19 protein-coding genes are annotated in these 24,173 nt (G+C 61.5%); 13 read left to right on the top strand and 6 right to left on the bottom strand.

Features of this window, described 5'->3' with window-relative positions; all coding sequences use genetic code 11:
* The first annotated feature begins 64 nt into the window (after positions 1-64).
* From FNU79_RS03285 to FNU79_RS03270, 4 genes are all read left to right on the top strand, one after another.
* On the top strand, positions 65-430 hold the full coding sequence (locus tag FNU79_RS03285) for a DUF3060 domain-containing protein (RefSeq protein WP_143719477.1): 366 nt from the start codon (positions 65-67) through the stop codon (positions 428-430).
* A 46-nt stretch (positions 431-476) separates the two neighbouring features.
* On the top strand, positions 477-1,016 hold the full coding sequence (locus tag FNU79_RS03280; protein ID WP_143719476.1) for a DUF3060 domain-containing protein: 540 nt from the start codon (positions 477-479) through the stop codon (positions 1,014-1,016).
* Positions 1,017-1,082: 66 nt separating this feature from the next.
* Positions 1,083-2,342 carry a Zn-dependent hydrolase gene (locus tag FNU79_RS03275; protein ID WP_143719475.1) on the top strand — a complete coding sequence of 420 codons (1,260 nt, stop codon included), beginning with the start codon at positions 1,083-1,085 and terminating at the stop codon, positions 2,340-2,342.
* Complete coding sequence (locus FNU79_RS03270; protein ID WP_143719474.1) at positions 2,324-2,734, top strand: cytidine/deoxycytidylate deaminase family protein; 411 nt, start codon at positions 2,324-2,326, stop codon at positions 2,732-2,734. The genes FNU79_RS03275 and FNU79_RS03270 overlap by 19 nt, the downstream gene beginning before the upstream one ends.
* Here the strand turns inward: FNU79_RS03270 and FNU79_RS03265 are convergent.
* The 6 genes from FNU79_RS03265 to gcl form a co-directional block, all read right to left on the bottom strand.
* Complete coding sequence (locus FNU79_RS03265) at positions 2,731-3,537, bottom strand: IclR family transcriptional regulator (protein WP_143719473.1); 807 nt, start codon at positions 3,535-3,537, stop codon at positions 2,731-2,733. The two genes, FNU79_RS03270 and FNU79_RS03265, sit on opposite strands and share 4 nt — an antisense overlap.
* Positions 3,538-3,554: 17 nt before the next feature.
* Positions 3,555-5,138 (bottom strand): malate synthase A, encoded by a 1,584-nt coding sequence (gene aceB / locus FNU79_RS03260; RefSeq protein WP_143719472.1) that lies wholly within the window; start codon positions 5,136-5,138, stop codon positions 3,555-3,557.
* A gap of 151 nt (positions 5,139-5,289) precedes the next feature.
* Positions 5,290-6,576: a glycerate kinase type-2 family protein gene (locus FNU79_RS03255; RefSeq protein WP_143719471.1), complete on the bottom strand. Its 1,287-nt coding sequence runs from the start codon at positions 6,574-6,576 to the stop codon at positions 5,290-5,292.
* A gap of 247 nt (positions 6,577-6,823) precedes the next feature.
* Positions 6,824-7,717, bottom strand: coding sequence for a 2-hydroxy-3-oxopropionate reductase (locus FNU79_RS03250; RefSeq protein WP_143719470.1), 894 nt, complete (start codon positions 7,715-7,717; stop codon positions 6,824-6,826).
* Positions 7,718-7,748: 31 nt separating this feature from the next.
* The gene (otnI, locus tag FNU79_RS03245) at positions 7,749-8,540 is read right to left on the bottom strand and encodes a 2-oxo-tetronate isomerase (RefSeq protein ID WP_143719469.1); all 792 of its coding nucleotides are present in this window, start codon (positions 8,538-8,540) and stop codon (positions 7,749-7,751) included.
* A 208-nt stretch (positions 8,541-8,748) separates the two neighbouring features.
* The gene (gene gcl / locus FNU79_RS03240) at positions 8,749-10,524 is read right to left on the bottom strand and encodes a glyoxylate carboligase (protein ID WP_143719468.1); all 1,776 of its coding nucleotides are present in this window, start codon (positions 10,522-10,524) and stop codon (positions 8,749-8,751) included.
* 212 nt (positions 10,525-10,736) lie between these two features.
* Here gcl and FNU79_RS03235 point away from each other — a divergent pair, with 212 nt between their 5' ends.
* The 9 genes from FNU79_RS03235 (at position 10,737) to FNU79_RS03195 (ending at position 24,171) form a co-directional block, all read left to right on the top strand.
* Positions 10,737-12,176: an aldolase/citrate lyase/malate synthase family protein gene (locus tag FNU79_RS03235; RefSeq protein ID WP_143719467.1), complete on the top strand. Its 1,440-nt coding sequence runs from the start codon at positions 10,737-10,739 to the stop codon at positions 12,174-12,176.
* Positions 12,173-13,426 (top strand): allantoate amidohydrolase, encoded by a 1,254-nt coding sequence (locus FNU79_RS03230; protein ID WP_143719466.1) that lies wholly within the window; start codon positions 12,173-12,175, stop codon positions 13,424-13,426. Before FNU79_RS03235 ends, FNU79_RS03230 begins: the two co-directional genes overlap by 4 nt.
* A complete protein-coding gene (locus FNU79_RS03225) occupies positions 13,423-14,772 on the top strand; it encodes an allantoinase (RefSeq protein WP_143719465.1) in 1,350 nt (449 codons plus the stop codon). The genes FNU79_RS03230 and FNU79_RS03225 overlap by 4 nt, the downstream gene beginning before the upstream one ends.
* Before the next feature lie 170 nt (positions 14,773-14,942).
* Positions 14,943-15,707: a (S)-ureidoglycine aminohydrolase gene (gene allE, locus FNU79_RS03220; protein ID WP_143719464.1), complete on the top strand. Its 765-nt coding sequence runs from the start codon at positions 14,943-14,945 to the stop codon at positions 15,705-15,707.
* A 63-nt stretch (positions 15,708-15,770) separates the two neighbouring features.
* Positions 15,771-17,507 (top strand): NAD-dependent malic enzyme, encoded by a 1,737-nt coding sequence (locus tag FNU79_RS03215; RefSeq protein ID WP_143719463.1) that lies wholly within the window; start codon positions 15,771-15,773, stop codon positions 17,505-17,507.
* A 134-nt stretch (positions 17,508-17,641) separates the two neighbouring features.
* On the top strand, positions 17,642-20,062 hold the full coding sequence (locus FNU79_RS03210) for a tetratricopeptide repeat protein (protein ID WP_143719462.1): 2,421 nt from the start codon (positions 17,642-17,644) through the stop codon (positions 20,060-20,062).
* A gap of 25 nt (positions 20,063-20,087) precedes the next feature.
* On the top strand, positions 20,088-21,845 hold the full coding sequence (locus FNU79_RS03205; protein WP_143719461.1) for a S8 family peptidase: 1,758 nt from the start codon (positions 20,088-20,090) through the stop codon (positions 21,843-21,845).
* A 243-nt stretch (positions 21,846-22,088) separates the two neighbouring features.
* Entirely contained in the window at positions 22,089-23,480 is a 1,392-nt protein-coding gene (locus tag FNU79_RS03200) for a PKD domain-containing protein (RefSeq protein ID WP_143719460.1), read from the top strand.
* A 199-nt stretch (positions 23,481-23,679) separates the two neighbouring features.
* The gene (locus FNU79_RS03195) at positions 23,680-24,171 is read left to right on the top strand and encodes a hypothetical protein (protein WP_143719459.1); all 492 of its coding nucleotides are present in this window, start codon (positions 23,680-23,682) and stop codon (positions 24,169-24,171) included.
* Positions 24,172-24,173: the final 2 nt, after the last annotated feature.

Raw genomic sequence — 24,173 nt, 5'->3', positions numbered from 1 at the left:
CAGCAAATGGTCGGGCGTGTAGACTTTTGTTCTTACGCCCGCTTTCCGATTTAAGGGAGCCAACATGAATAAACTCATTCGAGCTGCCGTCTTCGCCTCGCTCAGTTTTTCTGTCTCAGCCCAAACTGTGGATATGAGCACACTGAACATTTCCGGTATGGGCAGGATCGTGGCGGGCGATCAAACCAAACAAACACTTGCCTGTAAGAATGACAGCGTCTCAGTAGCAGGCGACGGAAACACCATTATCTTGACTGGAAATTGCACGCAGGTCATTATTGCGGGCAGCAAAAATAAAGTCAGCATGTCAGTGGTGGGCGAGATCGTGCTAAGCGGTGATGGCAATACGGTGACCTGGCACAAAGCGCTCAAAGGAACCAAACCGAGAATGCTGCTGACCGGTAAAGCCAATACCGTCAGCAAAAAGTAAAGTGACCTGATCCAGCCCACTCATTTGTAAAGCTTAGACTGAGGGCATGAACAGTTTTCTCAAATTGGCTTGCCTTTTCGGGTTGCTGGGAGCACAAGCCAGCGCCCAGAGTCTGAATATCAATTCGAGCGGCATTCGCTTCGAGTCCGCGCCAGCCACGCCTGGACAGCCCTCGGTCAGCGTCCGGCTCGGTGAATCTGGCCTGAGCATTTCATCTACGCCCGTGCAAACTCGGCGGGTGCGGGTGCAGCCCACCCAAACAAATCGCACGCTCAGATGCAATGGGGGCAATTTGAACCTCCGTGGCAGTGGGCAGCGCCTCACCATTTTGGGCAACTGCGCGGCGGTCAATATCACCGGCAGCCGCAATGTCCTGAGCGTGGAGCGGGTCGGCCAAATCAGCATTCAGGGCAGCGGCAACCGTGTGACTTGGAAAGCCGCCCTCAGCGGCGCGAAACCGCTGTTGCGGGTGTCGGGTACCGGCAATACCGTGCTGAGCACTGCCCGCCCGATTGCCGCTCCTGCCCAACCGAAGCCCGCTCCTAAGCCCATACAGCAGCCGTCCAAAACAGCTACCCGTCTTTAAGAGACGTAAAAACCAAATAACGCTTCAATCAATTCAGAGCGGCTACACATCCAAATCGGAGGCTCTATGTCCAATTCTTCAGCTCTTGACCCTCAGCGCACCGTGGACGAACTCAAGGCCCTGCGAACGCTCACAGGCGACGACAACGGCGCTCAGCGGGTGGCTTTTACCAACAAATGGATGGAGGCCCGCGCTTTTCTCAAAGAGAAGTTGCTGGAACTGCCGGTGGAAGTCATCACCGATCCGGCGGGTAATTTGTGGGCGACCCTCAGGGGCGAGTCTGAGAAAGAGCTGCTGATCGGCGGCCACCTCGACAGCGTGCCCAACGGCGGTTGGCTGGACGGCTCGCTCAATGTGCTGGCGGGCTTGGAAGTGCTGCGCCGCCTGAGTGCTCAGTACGGTGCTGATGGAGGCAAACCCCCTGTTACCGTGCGGCTGGTGGACTGGGCCGACGAGGAAGGCGCACGCTTTGGCCGCAGCCTCTACGGGTCTAGCGCGGCGAGTGGGCACTTGAGTGTGCATGAAGCGGCGCAACTGCACGACAAGGACGGCGTGAGTTTAGGCGACGCGCTGATGAATGTGGGCGTGCTGCTGGCCGACGCGCCCAAGGCCAGCGAGCAGCTTCAGAACGCCGCCGCTTATTTGGAACTTCACATCGAACAGGGGCCAGTCTTGGAAGGCATGGACTTGCCACTGGGTGCAGTGCTGGGCACCTTCGGGGTGGAGCGCCACACCATTACTTTTCACGGACAGGCGGCGCATTCCGGCAGCACGCCGATGAATGTCCGCAAAGACGCTTTGCTGGCGGCGGGCAAGCTGAGTGCGGAGATCTACGCCATTGCCGAGCGGCACGGCGGGGTGTGTACCATCGGCAGCGTCAAAACCTGGCCGGGCATCGTCACCAGCGTGGTGGAAAAGTGCGAGATCACTTTAGACCAGCGCAACTTGGACGCCGACAATCTGGCCGCCATGTGGCAAGGCGCTCAGGACGCGGCCCAGAGGTTTGCTGAAGAAGGCGGCTGCACGGTGGAGTTCGGGCATCTGTGGAATATCGAGCCGATTCCCTTTCATGCCGAGCTGATCGAAGCCTGCGACGCCGCCATTCTGGAAGTGACGCCCACCAGTCACCGCCTGCCCAGCGGCCCGCTCCACGACGCGGCGGAAGTCGCCCGTGCTGGTGTGCCGACCGCGATGCTGTTCGTGCAGAGCTTGTACGGCATCAGCCACAACAAAATAGAAGACACCAAGGAAGAACACATCAAGTTGAGTGTGGAAGCGCTGGACAAGTTAACGGATAAGGCAATTGCATGGATTCAGCAGCACTAAGCGCCGCCGACCAAACCCTGATTGACTACGCCAAAGCCCTCATCGCCTCCTTACCCGAAAACGAAAACCACACCGTGGTCGCCGTGGCCCGCGACATGAACGGACGGCTGTTTGAGGGCGTCAACCTTTATCACTTCACGGGCGGCCCCTGCGCCGAGCCAGTGGCTTTGGCCGTGGCGGCGGCTCAGCAGGCGGGAGCGCTGGAATTGATCGTGGCCGCCGGCAACCGTGGGCGCGGCGTGCTGGCTCCATGCGGACGGTGCAGGCAAATTCTGTTTGATTACCACCCCGGCATTGCCGTATTGGTGCCGGACGGTCAGCAGGTGCGGCGGGTGGGCATCCGTGAATTGCTGCCCTACACCTACGACTGGCACGCCGAACAGGGCGACTAAGCTCTCTGTCCCCCCAGCCGCACGGTAATCTCCCGCGCTGCGGCCTGCAAGGTGGCGGCCAGTTCGCCCACCCGCTCATCACCGAGCCGCGAGGCTGGAGCCGATAAGCTCATGGCCGCTGTAACCGTGCCGCCCGCACCGTAAATCGGCACCGCCACGCAGCGCACGCCGTCTTCGCGCTCCTCATTGTCGAGCGCGTAACCGAGCTGGCGAACCTCAGCGAGTTCGGCTTGATAGGCCGCCAAGCTGGTCAGGGTGCGCTCGGTGAAGGCTGGATACGGCCCCGCACCGACCAAATCCGCCACATCGCCTTTGTCGCGCCAAGCCAGCAGCGCTTTGCCCGCTCCAGTGCAGTACAGCGGCGAACGCGCTCCGATCTGGGTAAACATCCGCATCAGGCCGCGCCCTTCCACCTGATGCACGTACATCACGTCGGGGGCTTGCAGCACCGCCAGATTCACGGTTTCGCCGGTTTCAGCGACCAGGCTTTCCATCTGACGCTTGGCCGTCGCCACCAGGCCGTCCAGCTCAGCGTAGGCGCGGCCCGTCACGAAGGTCTGAATACCGACTTGCCAGATGCCGGCTTCCTCGTGGGCAAAGCCTTGCTGGCGCAGGGTTTGCAGCAGGCGGTAGGTGGTGCTGGCCGACAACCCAGCAAAGCGGGCCACCTCGCTGAGCGTCGCGGCGCTTTGCTCGCCCAGCACCCGCAAGACGATCAAGCCGCGCTCCAGCGTCCGCACCGCTTCCGGCTCGGCGCTGCGCGTTCGGCCCGGACGCTTGCGGGGTTCGTCGGCTTTACTCATCATGGATCATACGGCCATCACGACAGCTCGCGGTAACCGCTGAGGGTCAGGAAATCCACCAGGGGGCGCTGGGTGGCCACTTCGTGAAACAGCGCGGCGGCCTTGGCGTGATCCTCGCGGCCCAGAGCGTCCAATTCTTCATTGAGCAGGCGCTCGACGAGTTCAGCGGTGACGGTTTCGCCGCCTTCCAACTTCGCGCCGTGACGGAGCCACTGCCAGATTTGCGCCCGCGAGATTTCAGCGGTGGCGGCGTCTTCCATCAGGTTGTGAATCGGCACCGCGCCGGAACCATTCAGCCACGCCCGCAGATATTGCAAGGCCACGTTGATGTTCATCCGCAGGCCGTCCTCATTGATCTGGCCCACTGGGACTTGCAGCAAATCGGCGGCGCTCACTTCAAAGTCCATCTGCTTGCCAGAGTCAATCTGGTTGGGCGTCGGCATCAATTCGTCAAAGACTTCGGTGGCAAGCCCCACCATGCCAGGATGAGCGACCCAGGTGCCGTCGTGGCCGTTCTTGGCTTCGCGCTCTTTGTCGCGGCGGACTTGCTCGAAGGCCCGCGTGTTGGCGGCCTCGTCATTTTTGACCGGAATGAAGGCGCTCATGCCGCCAATGGCGTGCGCACCGCGCTTGTGGCAGGTCTTGACTGCCAAGCGGCTGTAGCTGCTCATCATGTGGGCTTCCATCGTCACCTGGGCGCGGTTGGGCAAAATCATGGCGGGATCTTCGCGGAACTTTTTGATGATGCTGAAAATGTAATCCCAGCGCCCACAGTTGAGGCCCGCCGAGTGCTCGCGCAGCTCATACAGGATTTCGTCCATCTCGAACGTCGCCAGAATCGTTTCGATCAGCACGGTGGCGCGGATACTGCTGCGCGGCACGTCCAGTGTGTCTTCGGCAAAGTTGAAGATGTCGTTCCAGAGGCGGGCTTCGAGGTGCGACTCCAGTTTGGGCAAATAAAAGTAAGGGCCGCTGCCGCGTGAGAGCAGTTCTTTAGCGTTGTGGAAGAAGTACAGGCCGGAGTCGAACAGGCTACCACTCATGGTTTCGCCGTCCACCGAGACGTGTTTTTCGGGCAGGTGCCAGCCGCGTGGGCGAACCAGCAGGGTGGCGGTCTTTTCATTGAGCTGGTAGCTTTTTGCGCCCTGCTCGAAGGTGATGGTGCGGCGCACCGCGTCGGCCAAGTTCTGCTGGCCCATCACCATATTGTCCCAACTGGGGCTGGAGGCGTCCTCAAAATCGGCCATAAAGACTTTCGCGCCGGAATTGAGCGCGTTAATGACCATTTTGCGGTCAACTGGGCCTGTGATTTCGACTCGGCGGTCAGTGAGATCGGCTTTGGGAGGCACCACTTTCCAGTCACCTTCCCGTACACTCTTGGTTTCAGCCAAAAAGTCCGGCTTCTCGCCCGCGTCCAGCCGCGCCTGACGCTCCTCACGGGCCGAGAGCAGTTCCAAGCGGCGCGGGTTGAAACGGCGGTGCAACTCCACGACGAATTCCAAGGCTGCGGGCGTCAAGACTTTGGCGTGCGCTTCGGTAAGCGCCGCCGCGAGCTTGAGGCCGCTAGGCAGGACGGGCTGAGCTGAATTGGGCTGGGTCATGGTGGGTGCCTCCGAAGAAAGTGAGAGTAGGGTCTGGTCGGGGAATTTTTTACTGGCTGAAGTTTGATTTTCACTCAGTAATTTACCGTCTGAGCTTACCGCAAATTTTTGGGGTGTTACCCAGACAGACACAACTTTGAATTTCCCCGCCCTATTCCACCAAAATAATCCGCAAGTCGTTCAGGTTATGCCCGCTCGGTCCCGTCTGCAAAGTATCGCCCAGTGCGGCGAAGAAGGTGCCGGAATCGTTGTCGGTCAGCGCCTCACGCCCATTCAGATTCAGTTGCTGCGCCCGTGCTGAGCTGTCGGGTGTCAGGAACGCGCCCGCCGCTGGCGAGGAACCGTCCACGCCGTCTGAGCCTGCCGAGAGCGCCCAGACGCCGCGCTGACCTGAAAGTTGGCCCAGGTGCAGCAGCAGCGCCAGAGCAAACTCGTGGTTGCGTCCGCCCATGCCTTTGCCGCGCAGGGTCACGGTGGCTTCCCCGCCGGAAATCAGGGCCACTGGAGCGCTGACGGGAGTGCTGAACTCCTGCACGCTGCGGACAATGGCAGCGTGAGCAGCGGCCATTTCCTTAGCTTCGCCGCCGAAGGTGTCGCCCAGAATGACGGCCCGCACGCCCTGACTTTCCAGATAACTGGCCGCCGCGTCTAGTAGCAAGCGGTTGGAGCCGATGACTTGCGTATGAACGTTATCTAGCGTTTTGGGTGTATCGTCCAGCTCACCGCTTACGCCACGCTGCAAATGCGCCCGCGCCGCCTCGTGCTGCACGCCGTAGCGATCAAGCACAGTCAGCGCGTCGGCAAAGCTGCTGGGGTCAGGCACGGTGGGGCCGGAGGCGATAGCGCTGGGGTCATCACCGATCACGTCCGAGAGCAGCAGCGCCGTGAGGTGTGCGCCGCGCTCCAGGGCCGCTTGCGCCAGCCGTCCGCCCTTGATGCGCGAAACGTGCTTGCGTACAGCGTTGAGCTCGTGAATATCGGCCCCACTGGCCAACAAATCGCGGGTGAGCTGCTGCTTTTCGCTGAGCGTGATTCCCCAGGGTGCAGAAAAGAGAGCGCTGCCACCGCCGGACACCAATACCAAGAGTTCGTCGCCTTCGTTGAGCTTGCCAATCCGTTCCAGCGCCTGCTCTGCACCTTTCACGCTGCGCTCGTCGGGCACCGGATGACGGGCAAAGATGATCTGGCCCTGTCCCCTATCCGCCGCCGCCTGCACCGCTGGGCTGACTTCTAAACCGTCAGGCGGCACAACCAGAAACAGCGCGTGGGGGTGAACGCTCAGGGCCGCGTCCAGCATCGGCAAACTGGCCTTTCCGAAGGCGATAATCAGGGCAGGCGGCTGAGCAGGCAAATGGGCACGCACCAGCCTTCCCGCGCCAGTGGCTTCAAGGGCAGCATGGTAAGTGGCAGTCAGAAGGGCGCGGGGGTTGGGTGGCATAGAAACTCCTTTCGGGAAGGGCAATCGCTTTGCTCACCACCCCCTCCCCAGCCCTCCCCCCCTGAAGAGGGAGGGAGCTAAAACCTGATTTTCCTTCAGTTCATACCCGCTCAAATACACCGATATCAAAAAACGGAAGCCTAAGCCCCGCCTCCGTTGCTGATGCAAACTAGAATAAATTTTGGAAAGGCTTTTACCCTTCACCCACTGCCGGAGAAGGGCAATGCGGAGCAGAGGAGCAATTCCTTTACTCGATTCCGCTCATCTCAGCATAGAACTTGGCCATGCTGGAGTGATCGAGGTCGCCGTCGCCCTGCGCGATCATGGCGTCCATGATGTTGGCGGCCAGACCGGTGGCAAACAGCGGCACGCCCGCTTCACGGCCCGTTTCCAGCGCCAGGCGCAAATCTTTACGGTGCAAGTTGATGCGGAAGCCCGGCTTGAAGTTGCCATCGAGGATGCGCTGCCCGTGCAAGTCCAAAATGCGGCTCTGGGCGAATCCGCCGAGCAAGGCCTCACGGACTTTGCCCGCGTCCACGCCCGCTTTCTTGGCGAGGGTCATGGCCTCGGAGACCGCTTGGATGGTCAGGCCCACCACGATCTGGTTGGCAATTTTGGTGACCTGCCCCGCGCCCGCGCCGCCGATGTAGACGATGTTCTTGCCGAGCGCTTCAAAGACTGGCTTGGCACGGTTGAAGGCCTCTTCGCTGCCGCCCACCATGATGCTGAGGGTGGCAGCTTCCGCGCCGACCTGCCCGCCCGACACCGGAGCGTCTAGCGAATCGGCTCCTTTTGCTTTCAGGGCTTCTTCCACTTTGCGCGAAGTGGTGGGCGAGATGCTGCTCATATCTATAAATAAAGCGCCCGCTTTGATGCCTTCAATGACGCCGCCTTCACCCAACGCGACTTCTTCCACCTGAGGCGAATCCGGCAGCATGGTGATGATGATGTCGCTGTTCTGGGCGACTTCCTTGGCGCTGTGGGCGGCCCTGGCACCCTGTTCGACCAACTCGTCCATCACGTCGGGGGTGCGGTTGTTGACAGTCAGGCTGTAGCCCGCCTTGATCAAGTTGAGGGCCATCGGTTTGCCCATGATGCCCAGGCCAATGAAGCCGAGAGTGGGTTTGCTGTCTTGCGTCATAGAAACTCCTTTTTGATGATTTGGAGCTAAATCAGCTCGTTTTCAACTCTTTAAGCCAGCCCAAAGTATCTTCGGTGTGGCCTTCGGGGATGTACTCCAGTCCCACGTAGCCTTTGTAATTCAGCCGGTCAAGTTCAGCAAGCAAAAACGGGTAATTGATTTCGCCGGTGCCGGGTTGGTGGCGTCCCGGCACGTCTGCCAGCTGAATGTGAGCGATCTTATCGAGGTTCTCGCGCACGGTCTGGGTCAGGCGGCCTTCCACGCGCTGCATATGATAGAAGTCGTATTGCAATTGAACATTCTCGCGCCCGACTTCTTCAATCAAGTTGAGAGTGTTCTGAGTGCCGTAGAGGTAAAAACCGGGCACGTCATAAGGATTGAGCGGTTCTATGATGAGGGTCAGGCCCGCATCCGCGAATTTGTCGGCGGCGTATTGCAAGTTGCCGATAACAGTTCTGCGGGTGATGGCTTCATCTCCTTCAGCTTTGCCGACGAGGACGTTCACTAATTTTGGTCCCTGAACATCTTTATAAAGCACGGCAGCGTAATCAACAGCCTTGCCGACGCCTTCACGGAACTCGTCCTGTCGGCTCGGCTGCACGGCAATGCCCCTGTCGCCGCCCGCCCAATCGCCAGCGGGGAGGTTAAAAAGCGCCTGGGTCTGGTTGTTCTGATCCAGCTTGGCACGCAACTCGTGGGCGTCGTAGGGGTAGGGGAACATGTATTCGATGAACTGGAATCCGGCCTTGCCCGCCGCGTCGAAGCGGTCTAGGAAGTCGTGTTCCTGAAAAAGCATGGTGGTGTTGGCGGCGTACTTGGGCATGGTGGCTCCTTTGAAGAATGGATGTGGGAAAGGCAATCGCTTCGCTCACTCACCCCCTCCCCAGCCCTCCCCCTGAAGAGGGAGGGAGCTAAAAACCTGATCTTTCGGCTTTCCCCCTCTACCCCTGCGGGAGAGGGGCGCTGAGGAGTGGCGTCCTCATGAGCGTCCGTTCACGACGAGGGCAAAGCAGCGGGGTGAGGGGTGGCTCTCAGTCCAGCATCGCAATCGCGGTCGGCGCGTCTTCACGCTGATCGGCCAGCTCTTCAAACTCCATCACATTGTCCAGCTCGGTGCCCATGCTGATGTTGGTGACGCGCTCCAGGATGACTTCCACCAAGACCGGCACCTGAAATTCGCGGGCCAGCCCCTTGGCTTCTTCCAGGGCGTCTTTGATTTTGTCAGGCTCAGTCACGCGGATGGCGCGGCAGCCCAAGCCCTGCGCCACCGCCACGTGATCCACGCCGTAGCCGTTCAGCTCGGGGGCGTTGATGTTGTCGAAGGCCAGTTGCACCTGATAGTCCATATCAAAACCGCGCTGCGACTGGCGAATCAGGCCGAGGTAACTGTTATTGACCAGCACGTGAATGTAAGGCAACTTGAACTGTGCGCCGACGGCCAACTCTTCGATCATGAACTGGAAATCGTAATCGCCGCTGAGGGCCACCACGTTCTTGCTGCGGTCGGCGGCCACCACACCCAGCGCGGCGGGCATGGTCCAGCCCAGCGGGCCAGCTTGTCCAGCATTGATCCACTGGCGCGGCTGGTACACGTGCAAGAACTGCGCGGCGGCGATCTGCGACAACCCGATGGTGCTGACATACACCGTGTCGCGGCCAAACGACTTGAGCATTTCTTCGTAGACGCGCTGCGGCTTGATCGGCACATTGTCGTAGTGGGTTTTGCGGAGCATGGTGCGTTTGCGCTCGCGGCACTGCTCGGCCCACTCGCCGTAATCGGGGAGCTTGCCGTCCTGCCGCATCTCGCGGGCAATTTCGACCATCAGCTTGAGGGCCGCGCCCGCGTCTGAGACGACGCCGTAATCCGGGCCGAACACGCGACCAATCTGGGTCGGCTCGATGTCGATGTGAACGAACTTGCGGCCCTCGGTGTACTTCTCGATGCTGCCGGTGTGGCGGTTGGCCCAGCGGTTGCCGATGCCGTACACGAAGTCGGAGGCCAGCACGGTGGCGTTGCCGTACATCTGTGAGGTCTGGAGTCCGGCCATGCCCGCCATCAGGGGGTGATCGTCGGGAATACTTCCCCAGCCCATCAGGGTAGGAATCACGGGGATGCCGGTCAGCTCGGCAAAGGCCACCAAGTCTTCGGAGGCGTCGGCGTTGATGACTCCGCCGCCCGCGACCAGCAAGGGGCGGTCGGAGGCAAACAGCATGTCCAGCGCCTTTTCAATCTGAGCGCGGCTGGCAGTGGGCTTGTAGGCCGCGAGAGGCTCATAGGTGTCAATGTCGAACTCGATCTCGGCCATCTGCACGTCAAACGGCAGATCGATGTGAACGGGGCCGGGTCTGCCGGAGCGCATGATATGGAAAGCCTGCTGAAACACGCGGGGCACCAGCGCCGGTTCGCGCACGGTCACGGCCCACTTGGTCACGGGTTTGGCGATGCTCTCAATGTCCACCGCTTGAAAGTCCTCTTTGTAGAGGCGGGCGCGGGGAGCCTGACCGGTGATGCACAAAATCGGCACCGAGTCGGCGATGGCAGCATAAAGACCGGTGATCATGTCGGTTCCGGCGGGGCCGGAGGTGCCGATACACACGCCGATGTTGCCCGACTTGGCGCGGGTGTAGCCGTCGGCCATGTGCGAGGCACCTTCCACGTGGCGGGCCAGAATATGGTCGATGCCGCCCAGCTTCTTCATCGCCGCGTACAGCGGGTTGATGGCCGCCCCCGGCACCCCGAACGCCAGATTCACCCCTTCTTTCTTGAGCACTTCCACCGCCGCCTCAATCGCTCTCATCTTCGCCATGATTGTTTGCCTCCTGTTGACAAAAGCTTAGACGACTAAGTATATTTTGTCAACAGGTGAAAGACATTTTTCATTCTACGGAAATTGACCGCCGTTCCGATTGAGTTTGACAGTCCCGCGCCCAGATGCTTTGATGGAGATATCTAGACGGCTAAGCAATTAAGCGAGTGCGCTGCTTTTGGCGTTACCCTTTAAGCAACGAAGGAGAGATTTTGACTCAGCCCACCGTAAAAAACGCCTCTAAAAGCGCCGACACCCAAGCCGGTCAAACGCTCATCCTGGCTGCGGCGGCGCGGCGACTGGCCCAGACCCTTCATACTGCTTTTCGCGGGCGCTGGGAAGCCTTACCGGGCGCGTCAACGCCTCCTCAGCCGACGCCGGAGTATCAGGCCGCGCCCGTTCCGGTTGACCTGATAGGCCGCCGCGCCGAGCTGATCGTGGAAGCCTCCGATCTGGCTGCGCTCAACAACGCCCTGAGTTCCGACGCCGACGCGCTGGTGATCGACTTTGACGATACCTTCACGCCCACATTGGCGAATGTGCAGGCCGCTTACGACGCTCTGCCCCGCGCTGCCGCGTCGGATAAACCCCTGCTGGCCCGGCCCCGCGCCTTCTACGCCGTCGAACAGCACCTCGACTTTGGTGGTCCTGCTATCGCCGCCTTCACCGATCTGGCGGTCATTCTGGCGGCGCGGCCTGAGCAACCCATTCATATTTATGTTCCCAAGCTGGAAACCGTAGCGGAAGCGCAGCTCTGGGACGACGCGCTGAGTTTGGCTGAACGCGAACTGGGCTTAGCGCCGAATACCATTAAAGTTTGCATTCAAATTGAAACCTTTCTGGCCGTCCAGCACGCCGACGCGCTGCTGTACGCGCTGAGAGGTCGGGCCTTCGGGCTAAATGCCGGGCGCTGGGATTACGTGTTCAGCCTCATCAAAGCGGTGGGCAGTCAGCGTGGAGCCGTACCGCCCCGCAGTGATTTGACCATGGACGTGGACGCCATGCGGGCCTACGCCGAAGCCCTCTTGCGGGTGGCCCAGCGGCGCGGCGCACAGGCGATTGGCGGCAGCGCGGCGGTAGCCCCCGATGCTGCTAACCCGCAACCTGCGTTAGACCTGGTGCAGGCTGACAAACGCCGCGAGGCCCAGCAGGGATTCACGGCAGCCTGGGCCGGACTGCCGATGCTGCTGGGCGACGTGCGGGCCGGGTTTGACGGTGAAGCGCCCGCGCCCCTGTCTGCCGAGCCTGTGGAGCATACCTTGAAGCGCTTACTCGACCTGCCTGCGCCTCAGCCGCTGCCGCTGGACGTGCTGCAAGACACCATCGGCCTGGCGCTGGACGTATTTGAAGCGTGGTACGCCGGACAAGGCGTGGTGGTCAGAAACGGACGCATCGAAGACACTGCCACCGCCGAACTCGCCCGCGCTCAGGTGTGGCAATGGGTGAGCTGCGCTGCACAATTGAGCAGTGATGCATTCTTGACCCCTGACCGTTACCGGACTGAGCGCCGCGCCCTCAGAGCCGACGACACGCCCGAAGCCCAGTTGCTCGACGCTCTGGTGCTGGCAGAAACGTGTCCAGCTTATTTTCCGCGCTTTGCTCAGCAGCTCGCTGCTCGGGAGCCACTTCCCACTCAGGAGATGCCCGTATGACCGCCGACGCTCCGCTGACCGATACCAGATGGCAAACGCTGACCACCAAAATTATGGACGCCTGCGCCGCGCTGGCCTGCTACACCGAAGTCGAGGGCGAAACCAACCGCCCCTTTCTGTGTCCCACCACCCATCAAGTGCATGAGTACCTGACCCACTGGGCCGACGAACTGGGCATGACCACCTACGAGGACGCCGCCGGGAATCTGCGTTCACGGCTGGCTGGGCCAACACCGGACGCACGGACGCTGTATCTCGGCTCTCACCTCGACACTGTGCCGAACGCGGGCGCTTACGACGGGATTTTGGGCGTGGTGATGGGGTACGCCATGCTGGAAGCAGTCAAGGGTGAGGCTCTCCCCTACGCCGTGGAAGTGATGGGCTTTTCAGAGGAAGAGGGGGTGCGCTACGGCGTTCCCTTTATCGGCAGCCGGGCACTGGTCGGCACCGTAGACGACATGCTGGAGCTGTGCGACGCAGCGGGCCAGAGCGTGCGCGACGCCATCACCGAGTACGGCCTGAACGTGGAAGAAATGGCTGAGGCCCAGTATAAGGGCGCGGCGCTGGGCTACTTTGAAATCCACGCCGAGCAGGGGCCAGTTTTGCAAGATCAGGGCGCGTCACTGGGTGTGGTGGAAGGCATCGCGGGCCAGAACCGCTTGCTCCTGCATTTCGTGGGGCAGGCTTCGCACGCCGGAACCACCCCGATGAACCTGCGCCGCGACGCGCTGGCCGCCGCCGCCCGCTTTGCCGTGGCCGCCGAGGACCTGGCCCGCTCCACGCCCGGATTGGTCGCCACTGTAGGCGTGATGCAGGCGCTGCCCGGAGCCATGAACGTGATTCCCGGCGAGGCCAACTGCACGCTGGATATCCGCCACGCCCGCGACGAGGTACGCCTGGGGGCCCTCAAAGCGTTGCTGGAGACGGCTGAGACGGCTTCAGCAGAGCGCGGCGTCACCGTCACCATCACTCCCAAAATGGAAGAAAAGGCCACGCCGATGTCAGGCGACTTCAAGGCGCTACTGCACCGCGCCGCCGAAGCCGAGGGGCTTCCTCATCCCGAACTGGTCAGCGGCGCGGGCCACGACGCCATGATCATGGCCGCGCACATGCCGTCGGCGATGCTGTTCGTGCGCTCGCCCAACGCCCTCTCACACCACCCTGATGAGCTGGTTTTGCCCGAAGACGTGACCGACGCCCTGCGCGTCAGCGTGCGCTTCCTGCACCTGCTGGCGGAGCAAAACGTATGAGTTTTGAGCTGATCATTCGCGGCGGCACGCTGGTTACGCCGGACGGCCCGCGCCAAGCCGATTTTGCAGTGTCCGGGGGTCAGATCGTAGAAATTGCCGAGGAGATTTCCAGCGACTCGGCCCAATCGCTGAATGCTTCCGGCCTGCACATCTTCCCCGGCTTGCTGGACGCCCACGTGCATCTCAACGAGCCGGGCCGCACCCACTGGGAAGGCTTTGAAACCGGGACGCGGGCCTTAGCCGCAGGCGGCGCGACCAGCTTTTTTGACATGCCGCTCAACTCCTCGCCCCCCGTGCTGGACAAAGCCACTTTTGATGCCAAGCGCGAACACGGCGAGCAAAACTCGCTGATCGACTTCGGTTTGTGGGGCGGCCTCACGCCGCAAAACCTAGAACGAATGGACGAGCTGGCCGACTGCGGCGTGATCGGCTTCAAGGCCTTCATGTCGCACAGCGGCCTGGACGAGTTTCCGGCGGTGGACGACACGGCGCTGTACGAGGGTCTGAAAACGGCGGCGCGGCTGAATTTGGTGCTGGCCACCCACGCCGAGAGCGACAACTTGACTCGCCACTTCACCGAGCAGGCGCGTTTGGGCGGCGGTCATACGGCCCGCGATTACCTCGGCACCCGCCCCGTGGTGGCCGAGCTGGAAGCGGTGCAGCGGGCGCTCCTGTACGCAGGTGAGCTGGGGGCCAAACTGCACCTCGTTCACTTGTCGAGCGGCGCGGCGGTGGCGATGGCTTACGAGGCCAAGCAGCGGGGTGTGGACGTCAGCATCGAAACCTGCCCGCATTACCTGCACTTCACCGATGAGGACGTGGAGAAAATGGGAGCGCTACTCAAATGTGCTCCGCCGCTCAGAAGTCAAGAAGTGCAGCGTAACTTGTGGGAAGAACTATTGGCCGGACACATCGACATCGTCGGCTCCGACCACTCGCCTGCCCCGCCTGACCGCAAGACCAGCGAGAACTTCTTCGCGCTGTGGGGCGGCATCAGCGGCGCTCAGAGCACGTTGAATGTGCTGCTGACGGACGGGCACTTCAAGCGCGGCCTGCCATTAGAAGCGGTGGCGGCCCTCAGCGCCCTTAATCCGGCCCACCGTTTTGGCATCGCCCAGAAAGGCGCGTTGGAAGTCGGCCTGGACGCTGATTTTTCCCTTATTGACCTCAGCCGTGAGTTTGAGCTGACCGAGTTGTACGATCGCTGGAAACAAAACCCTTACCTCGGCGCAAAATTCAAGGGTTTGGTGCAGGCCACCTACTCGCGGGGCCGCAAAGTCTACGAGCAGGGCCGTTTTGACAACTCGGTGCGCGGAAAGTTGCTGCGGCCAACGTCTAAGAATTAAAGGCAATCGCTAGCGCTCACCACCCCCTCCCAGCCTCCCCCCTTAAGGGGGGAGGAGCTAAGAAGCCCCTAATCTTTCCTCTCCCTCTTCAGGGGGAGATGTCCCGCAGGGACAGAGGGGGTGGTGAGCGGAGCGAACTTGCCCTTCCCTCACCTCTCTAAAGGAGCCACATGAAACACCTCGGTCAAACCCGCAGCGCCCTCGCGCCCTCGCACGCCGTCATCACGCCCGAAACACACGTTCGCACCGGCCTGAGCGAGTGGCCGGGCAGCGCCATCGTGCTGCACATCGCGCCCGTCATCGGGCAAGGCTCACGCTTCGTGCAGTTCAGCGCCGAGATGCCCGCAGGCGCGGCGGCCACGCAGTCCAGCCTCGGTTATCAGCGCTTTGCCTTCGTGCTGGAAGGCGAGGTGGAGGCAAAGGTGAACGGCGAAACCCGCAGTCTCAAGGAATACGATTACGTCTATGTTCCGGCGGGGCTGGAGCACACCCTGACTGCCAAAACCGCCGCCCGCCTCGCCGTGTTTGAAAAGCCGTATGAAGCCGGCACAGGCGTGGACGCACCCGAAATCTTCTGGGGCAACGAGCGCGAGAATGCCGGTTTTGAATTTGAAGGCGACGACCACCTGATCGCCCGCAAACTGCTGCCTGACGAAGCCAAACACGATTTCATGATCTCCACCATGAGCTTTGCGCCGGGCGCGACACTGCCGTATACCGAAGTGCATTACATGGAACACGGGCTGCTGATGCTGGAAGGCGAGGGGCTCTACAAGCTGCAAGACGCTTACTATCCGGTCAAAACAGGAGACGTGATCTGGATGGCCGCGCACTGCCCGCAGTGGTACGGAGCGCTGGGACGCGACTGGAGCAAGTACCTGCTCTACAAAGACATGAACCGGCACCCGCTGGCGATGGTGGGAAACGGGCTCTGATAAACCTGCTGGCCCTTGTTCATTCACATTCTTCCGCTTCCCGCAACCCACCAAAGGAGCCACATGACCCACAACCTCAACACCCCTCTGACCACCCATTACGACGTGCGACGCGACGAAGCAGGCCACCGCTACCTGCATCCGCTGGTGTTGGGCTTTGACCTGACCCGCATTCCGCTGCTCAACAAAGGCACCGCCTTTACCAGTGAGGAGCGCCAGACGCTGGGCTTAGACGGCCTCCTCGCGCCGCAGGTAGACTCGCTGGACGACCTGGTGACGCGCCTCTACGCCGATTACACCAAGTTACAAGACTCGCTGGAAAAGCACGTTTTTTTGCGCGGAGTACAAGACCGCAACGAAGTGCTGTTTTACGCGCTGCTCTCCAGGCACGTGGAAGAAATGCTGCCGATTGTCTACACGCCGACTGTGGGCCTCGCCGTGCAGCAGTTCAGCCAGATTTACCGCGTGCCGCGTGGCCTGACCCTCAGCACCTTCAACATCGAGCGGGCTGGGCAGGCACTGACCAATGTGCCGCTCAACGACGTGCGGATCATTGTCGCCACCGATTCCAGCGCCATTTTGGGCATCGGCGATCAGGGTTTTGGCGGCATGGCCATCAGCATTGGTAAGCTCAGCCTTTACACCGTCGCAGGCGGCGTCGGCCCCGACAAGACCTTGCCCGTCGAGCTGGACGTGGGCACCGGCCGCCAAGATTTGATCGAAGATCCCTCCTACCTCGGCGTCAAACACAAGCGGCTGACCGGCGAGCAGTACCTGCGCTTTGTCGACCGCTTCGTGGAAGCCACTTTGGAGAGGTACCCCAAAGCCATCATCCAGTGGGAAGATTTCTCGCGTGACGCGGCCTTTACCGTGCTGGAGCGCTACCGCAAAGTGGTGCCGAGCTTCAACGACGACATTCAGGGCACCGGCGCGGTGGTACTCAGCGGCGTGCTGAACGCCTGCCGAATCAAAGGCGAGCGGTTGCGCGACCAAAAAATCGTGCTGAGCGGCGCGGGAGCAGGCGGCATCGGCGTCACCGACGCCCTGCGGCGCGGCCTGATCCGCGACGGCCTGAGCGACGCCGAGGCCCGCGCCCGCTTGTTCGTGCTGGATTCCGGCGGCCTGCTGCTGTCTGACCGCAAGCTCGACGAGTACAAACGCGCTTACGCCCACGACCCGGCCACGCTGGGCTTCGAGTACGAGGGCAAAGCGCCCGACCTGCTCGCCACCGTAAAGGGTGCGGGCGCAACCGTGCTGATCGGGCTATCGGGCATCGCCGGAACCTTCAGCGAGGAAGTGGTCAAGGCGACCCTCGCCAACACCCCGCGCCCCCTGGTCTTCCCGCTTTCCAACCCCACCGCCAACTGCGAAGCGCTGCCGAGTGACGTGCTGAAATGGACCGACGGCGCGGCGATTGTCGCCACCGGCAGCCCGTTTGATCCGGTAGAGCTGAATGGACAGACGTATCCGGTCGGGCAGGGCAACAACGCTTTCATTTTCCCGGGGCTGGGCTTCGGCTGCATTCTGGCCCGCGTGCGCGAAATCACCGACGAAATGGTGTTGGAAGCCGCCTACGCGCTGGCCGCTTACACCGAGCGCCACTATCCAGAACGGATTTACCCGCCGGTTTCCGAACTCTCAGCCGCCAGCATAGAAGTCGCCGCCGCCGTGATTAAACAGGCCCTCAAAGACGGCGTGGCCGCCGAATTTGGCGTACGCGATCTCAGCGACGAAGCGCTGTTGGAGCGGGTGCGCGGCAAGTTCTGGGTGCCGAAGTATCTGCCGTTCAAATTGGGGTAAAGTGCCCACCCCTCACTCGACTCGGGTCTGCCGACCTGAGCAAAGCCGGAGGGTTTACGCAGAAGAGGTCAGAGCAGGATAACGAGGCCCTCCGACCCGTTTGACATGGCGTGCGGCAGCCTATACTTGCAGGTATGCCAAGCCACCACCTTCAAACGCTGGGTCATCTGGACTTGGTGGGCTTGAAGTTTGGCCGCGAAAAGCCGCTGCTGCTGCTGGTGTATCTCAGTTTGAAGGGTGTTCAGCCGCGCCGCAGCGTCGCACAGCTTTTTTGGCCCGCCGCTGCCAATCCGCTCAACAGCTTGTCGGTGGCGGTCGCGCAACTGCGCAAAGCTGCGCCGAACTTGATTGAAGCCTCAGAAACCCAAATCCGAACCGAACTGGAGAGTGATGTTCCGCTCTTTTTGGCGGCTTTGACGGCCCAAGACTTCAGCGCCGCCCAAGCGCTGTATCAAGGGCCGTTTTTGGTTGACCTCAGCTTTGCGGACTTGGCCGAAGAGCTCGAAGAGTGGGTGATGACCACCCGCGAGCAACTGGCAGGCGAATACCGGCAAGCGCTGCTGGGGCGGGCAAGGACTCAGGCCCCCAATGATGCGGGCGAGGCCGCTCAGACGGCGGCAGCGGCCTACTCGCTCACCGGCGCGGCTCCCCTGACTGCCTCCCAGCTGCGCGAAGTTCACGGCCTGCTGAGTGCGGGGGGTCATCCGACGGCGGCGGCAGCGGCCCACGAAGCGCAGGAGCTCGGCCTGCACCTGCGTGAACCGCAGAGCGTGGGTGGGGGCGGGGCCGCGCTGCTGGGCCGAGCGAGCGAGCTGGCCCGCCTGATGGAGCTGGCCGCCGGAGAAGCGCTGTGGGTGCGCGGTTTTCGCGGTCTGGGCAAATCGGCGCTGCTTCAAAGGGCGGCGGCGAGATCAGGCGCGGCCTTGCTGGTGGGGCAGTCGGGGCAGCCCTACCAAACCCTGCTGCCGCTGCTGGGCAAGCAGATAAGTGCCGCGCCCACCACTGATGAAGGATGGCTGCGCCTGCTGAGCGCGGGGCCGGACAGCTTCTTCTCGGCAGGGCTGGTGCTGGACGACTGGGAAGCTGCCGATGCCGATTCGCGGCGGGTGCTGCTGCGCCTGGCCCAGTCGCGGGCCGCTGGGCCACTAATTCTGAGCAGCCGTGAGCGCTCGGCACTCGGCAGCGGCAGCGGCCTGAGCGAGCTGCTGCTGCGCCCATTACCGCTGGAGAGTCTGAACGCCGAGGACGCTCGGCACACTGGCGGTATTCCGGCGCTGCTGGCCGCTCCCCAACACGGGCAGACCCTAACCGACGCGCTTGCCACCCTGCTGTCGCCGCTGTCGCCGCAGGTACGTCAGGTGCTGGCCTGCCTCGCGCTGCAAGATCAGCCTGACCCGCAGGTCACCCGCCGCGCCCTGCAACTTGACCCCGAGGTGCTGGCCCACATTCAAGAAACACTCGGTTTGGCTGGGCTGTGGCAAGGTGGCGGCGTTGGGGTGGCGGCCCGCCCAACGGTGCTGAAGTGGCTGGCGTCCCAGCCCAGTATGGAAGCCGAGGTACTGATGCTGCTCGCGCCTCAGTTACCGCCTGCCTACGCACTGCCTCTGTATTTGCGGGCGCAGACGCTGACAGGTTCCAGCGAGTTGCCGGGCTTTCAAGCGGCGCTTTCGGCCAGCGCGGCAGCTTTGCTAGATGCTGAACAGGAAAGCGAGGCCGAGCAACTTCTGGCTGCCCACGCCCGAACGCCCGAAACTTGGCTGCTGCACGCCCGCGCCCTAGATACGCTGGGACGCGGGCCGGAAGCGCTGAAACGGCTGGACGCCTTGCCGCTGACGCCGGAGGTTCAGGCGGTGAGAAGTTTGGCGCTGTGGCGGACTGGGCGCACAGAAGAAGCCCGTGACGCCGCGCAAACGGCATTGTCTGGCGATCTGGCAACCCGCGCACGGGGTCATATGGTTTTGGGAACACTGGCATTGTCGGCTCAAGAGTACACACAGGCAAAAGCCGCTTTTTCGCGGGCATGTGGCCTATTTCGGCTGTTGGGAGATGAGCTAAGCTATCTCAAAGTGCTTTGTCAGCAAGCTGTTGCCATGACCGAACTTGCTGATGACCTTACTACGACAATGGAAGAAATCAGAACGCTCTCGGTGAAACATCCACATGCCCTGACTTTGAACAATATTGGCTGGCTTCTTGAGCGCCAAAACGATTCAGAACAGGCACTGGACATTTATCGGCAGGCGGCACAATTGGCGCAAATTAAGCAACAAGCGGCGACAGCAGCACTGGCTTGGAATAACGTGGGCGCACTTGAGCAGAGATTGATGCATGTTGAAGCCGCTGAGCAGGCTTACCAGAATGCCATCATTCACGCACGCCTGACTGGTGAAATTCACACGCTGGCGATGGTACTGGGCAATCTTGGCGAATTAAAGGAAAGTCTACCGCTGATTGAGGAGGCTCTTGAGTTACTACGCGGCACTGGACAAGAAGATATGATCGCCTATTACGAAGAGCAGCGCCTAACGTTCATGGCTCGTTCAGGGGGCGTTTGACAAACTCAACCACAGGAGGAACACCATGAACAGAACAAGACAAATGATGGGGTGGCTGGCAACGGGTTTGCTGGGTGTGGGCTTGCTGTGCGGCGCGGCGCTGGGCGCAGGGGTAGCCCCAGTACCGGGCAGCGCTTTGCCGGACGCTTGGGGCCGTGCGGGCGGTACAGTGACCCTGAGTGTGTCGGAGGTGGAAGGAAAACCCGTGACGATCTCCGGGGCCATTGCTCCCAGTAGGGGCAAGCAGGTCACGGTGAGAATTCCTGCCAGCACCCCGCCGGGACGCTTGCGGGTGCAGTTTGTCAACGACAGCACCAATAAAACCATCACCACCCGCGATGTTGAAGTGCTGGCCCCGGAGACACCCAACGATCCAGAGGCGCGGCGCGTACAACTGCTGATTGATCCCAACCTCAATGAGACGCAAGCGGGTGATTTGTTGGCACGCCTGCTCCTGCTTCCTGGTATCGGCACGCTCTACTCGCGGGAAACGCTGCCCGCTCCAATTTCGCGTTCCAGTCCCAATACCAAGGCGGCGCAGCCTGCGGCAACCTCGCCCTGCGGAGGCACGCTGGCCGATATTCAACTGGGCGCGGGCATCACGCTGGAAGCGGCTCTCAACCTGCTGGCGCAGGAAGGCGGCGAGGATGTCTGGTATCCCGATCCGCTCACGCGCTGGGGTGCTGGTGCGCTTAGTCAGACATTGCCCGCTATGTCTCAGAGCGCACAGGCTCAGACCCAGCTTCCAAACCTCAAAGCACAGGTTAACCAGCAGAGTTTTCATTATGTCCTCGCCCCCGTGTCGCCAAGGGTGGTGCTGGGCAGTCCGGCGGGCGGCATGACCGGCGCAGGCGTGACCATCGCCGTACTGGACACCGGATTCAGCCCCCAGCTCGACCCCACCCACGAACTGACCGACAAGCAGGGAATTCGTTTGGCCCGCGTGTCGCCACCGATCAATGCCCTCGTGCCGTTTGATCCGGCCAATCCCGCGCCTTCGCTGGCCGGGTCGCAGGACTTCTGGGAAGGACACGGGACACAGGTGGCCATACTGGCAGCGGGGGCACTCAGCGGCTCGGCCCCCGCTGCGGGCGTGCTGCCGATCAAAGTCTGCTTGGAGGGCGCTGGGCAGGCCAGTTGCAGCACCAAAGACGTGCTGCGCGGGCTGTGCGTGGCGCTCAGCCAAGTTCCGGCACAGCAACTCGTCATCAACCTGAGTTTGGGCGGCGCGTCACCGACGGGGGCCATTCACGCGGTTCTCAACTGGGCGCAGCTTCAGGGTGCGGTGGTGGTCGCGGCGGGCGGTAATCAGCACCAAGCCAGCAATCCAACCGACCCCGAAGAGTACCCCGCCGCTTTTGCCCGCTCGCACGCGCCGAGTCAGGCCGCTTTGCCGCTCTTGGCGGTGGCCTCTACCACGCCGCCTACGTGGAGCGCACGCAGCTTGGTCGCTTCCGCGCTGTGGCCCGTGTCTGGGTTCAGCACGCGGGGCAGTTACCTCAATATCAGCGCTCCGGGTGAGGCGCTCGATTTGGGCCACGTTCAACTCTACAGCGGCACCTCGTTTGCTGCGCCGCTGGTGGCGGGCGCGGCAGCACTGGCACGGCAAGCCAACCCCAACATGACGGCGGCAGCGCTGCGGACGTACATGCTGTCGAGCGGACGGGTTATCGCGGGAACTAGCGGCAATTTGTCCACATCTAAAGTTGCTGTCACTGGCGTCGCTGCAAATCAGGACGCGCTCAGTCAGGGTCTGCCGATGCTGCGGCTGAGCGGATACTGAAAAAACGAAATTTGATGTTCGCCACTTGCCCCGCTCTGCGCGGGGTTTTTTGTTGCCTTGCCGCAGCGTTCATGGTCGTTCAGGGGTCGTTCATGGATAAGCGCGTATCTTGATCTCAGCAGCGAGCAAGAAGAGGTTGACAAGAATGGGCAGCGGCTCAATAAGGAGCCAAAGGTGCCTGCCGATCTCCTCCGCTGCCTGACTGTTTCACCACTTCGCCCCACGTCCACAGGAGGAAGCCCCATGTCAGACCATGCCGCAGACCAAATCACCGCCCGCTCGCGTTTCTTGGCCCGCTCACTCGCCCACCACAAGGCAGGTATGACCATGAACAAGACCTTCAGGACCGCCCTCGTTCCCGCCCTTATTCTGACCGCCGCCCTCAGCTTGACCGCTTGCAGCGGAGGTGGCACGCCCGCCACCACCAACACCGCGCCCGTCGCCAATTTCACCGTCACCCCGACCAGCGGCCCCGCCCCCCTCATTGTTACCACCGCCAACACCAGCAGCGACGCCGACGCAGGCGAAACCGCAACCCTGACCTACGTCTGGAACTGGGGCGACAGCACACCCAACAGCACCGCCGCCGCGCCCACCCACACTTACGCCGCCGCCGGAACATACACCGTGACCCTAACCGCCAAGGACGTCAAGAACGCCACGAATACCAAGACCGCGACGATTACCGTGACCACTACCGCGCCCGCTGCGCCCACCGTCTTGAGCGTGTCACCAGCCAACGGCTCGGTAGGCAACGCCGCTGGAACGCCCATCGTGGTGACCTTCAGCAAGCCGATGGACGCCTTTGTAACTCAGAGCGCCTACAGCTCCCCCGCTGTGACAGGCACCACCCCACTGGGCACCGCAACCTTCGTCTGGTCGCCTGATAACAAGACACTGACCATCACTCCTACGGCGCTGACGACCTATGCCAGCATTGCGGGCACCGGGCCATCCACGCCCAACAAGTACAGCTTTTCCATCACTTCAGCGGCCAAGAGTGACGCGCCTTCCGGAAATCTGAACCTGAGCCAGCTTGACGTGACCTTCAGCACGGCGGTCAAACACACTGCAGTGGCTATCCCTTCTGTGGCTCTCAAAACGCTGAGTGTCGATTTTACGACCCAGGCGAGCTATACCTGCACTCCGATCACGCTCTGTATCGGCGACACCGCTGCCGACCACACGGTTGCTGCGTATTTGACTTTTGACCTGACCACACTGAGTGGTCTGCCTACAGACCAGCAGCCCAACAGCTTTCTTACCGCGCCACTGGTTGCTGGACACAGCTCAGTCACTCCCGGTGCCTTCTCCAATCTGACCGACAGTGGTGAAGCGCTGCAACTGTATAGCGTTAAATACGGCGACCCCGCAGCCGTTGGCTTTAGCTGGGTCACCTTTCTGAATCTTACCGCAGCCAACAAAATCACGGGCAACTTCGGGCCTTCAGGCGGTCCATACAGTGCCGATGTCAAAACCCAACTTCAGGGCGACTGGGCGAACCGGGCCACGCAAAACAACCTCAGCCAGTATCAGGTGCGGTTCGCCAAACCCTTCCTGAGCAACAGCATCAAGGATCAGCTTCAAATTAACAATAATCCCACTCTGATCGTCGATTACCTCGCCAACAAATAATCCTTGCACCTGCCCCCGCCCAGTGTTTCCACGGCGGCGATGCGTCTAATGATTTCCTGAAAATTTCCAGCACCGCTCCTGCCACTCCAGTCCTGACTATGGACTCTATCCAGAACAACCAAACCATCCGGCTCACGGCCTTCCCAGCAGCTTTAGCAGGAAGGCCGTTTCAAGTCCCGCACCAATAAGGAGAACCGCCATGTACACGAAAAATATGCTCAAGTTCGGCGCTCTAATTTTTCTCGCCTTGCCCATGCTCGGCAGTTGCGGCTACCCAAATAACGTTGGTTCCCCTCTGCCGAATCTGGCGATTCTGAACATCATTTACACGCCAGCAGGCGCGTGCCCCAATATGGCGCTGATCAATAAAAGCGGTAGTGAAATTGTGGTTTTCACGGCTTCGGGAGGAGTCGGTAGCTACGCTACCCAGCAGCTTCAAGTCTATATTCAGCCGGGCAGCGCTCAGGCACTTGCCACTGCTTTTGCTCCGCCTTATACTCAGCAGACACTGACCAGTAAGGGCGGCAGCCAGAGCGACACCGGCAACGTGTCATACTCGCTGGGCGTTCGCTGCTCGGCCACCTCGCTGGAAGTCACCAAGAGCTTTACCCTGCTGGGCAACACCACCAATACCCTGACATTGGTGGAAGATTCTGCCGCGCCGGGCGGGGTCACGCTGAGCCTCAACTGAAG

Origin of the sequence: Deinococcus detaillensis (genome assembly GCF_007280555.1) — a bacterium.
Lineage (GTDB): Bacteria > Deinococcota > Deinococci > Deinococcales > Deinococcaceae > Deinococcus > Deinococcus detaillensis.
This window is presented reverse-complemented; position numbering and strand designations above follow the sequence as displayed.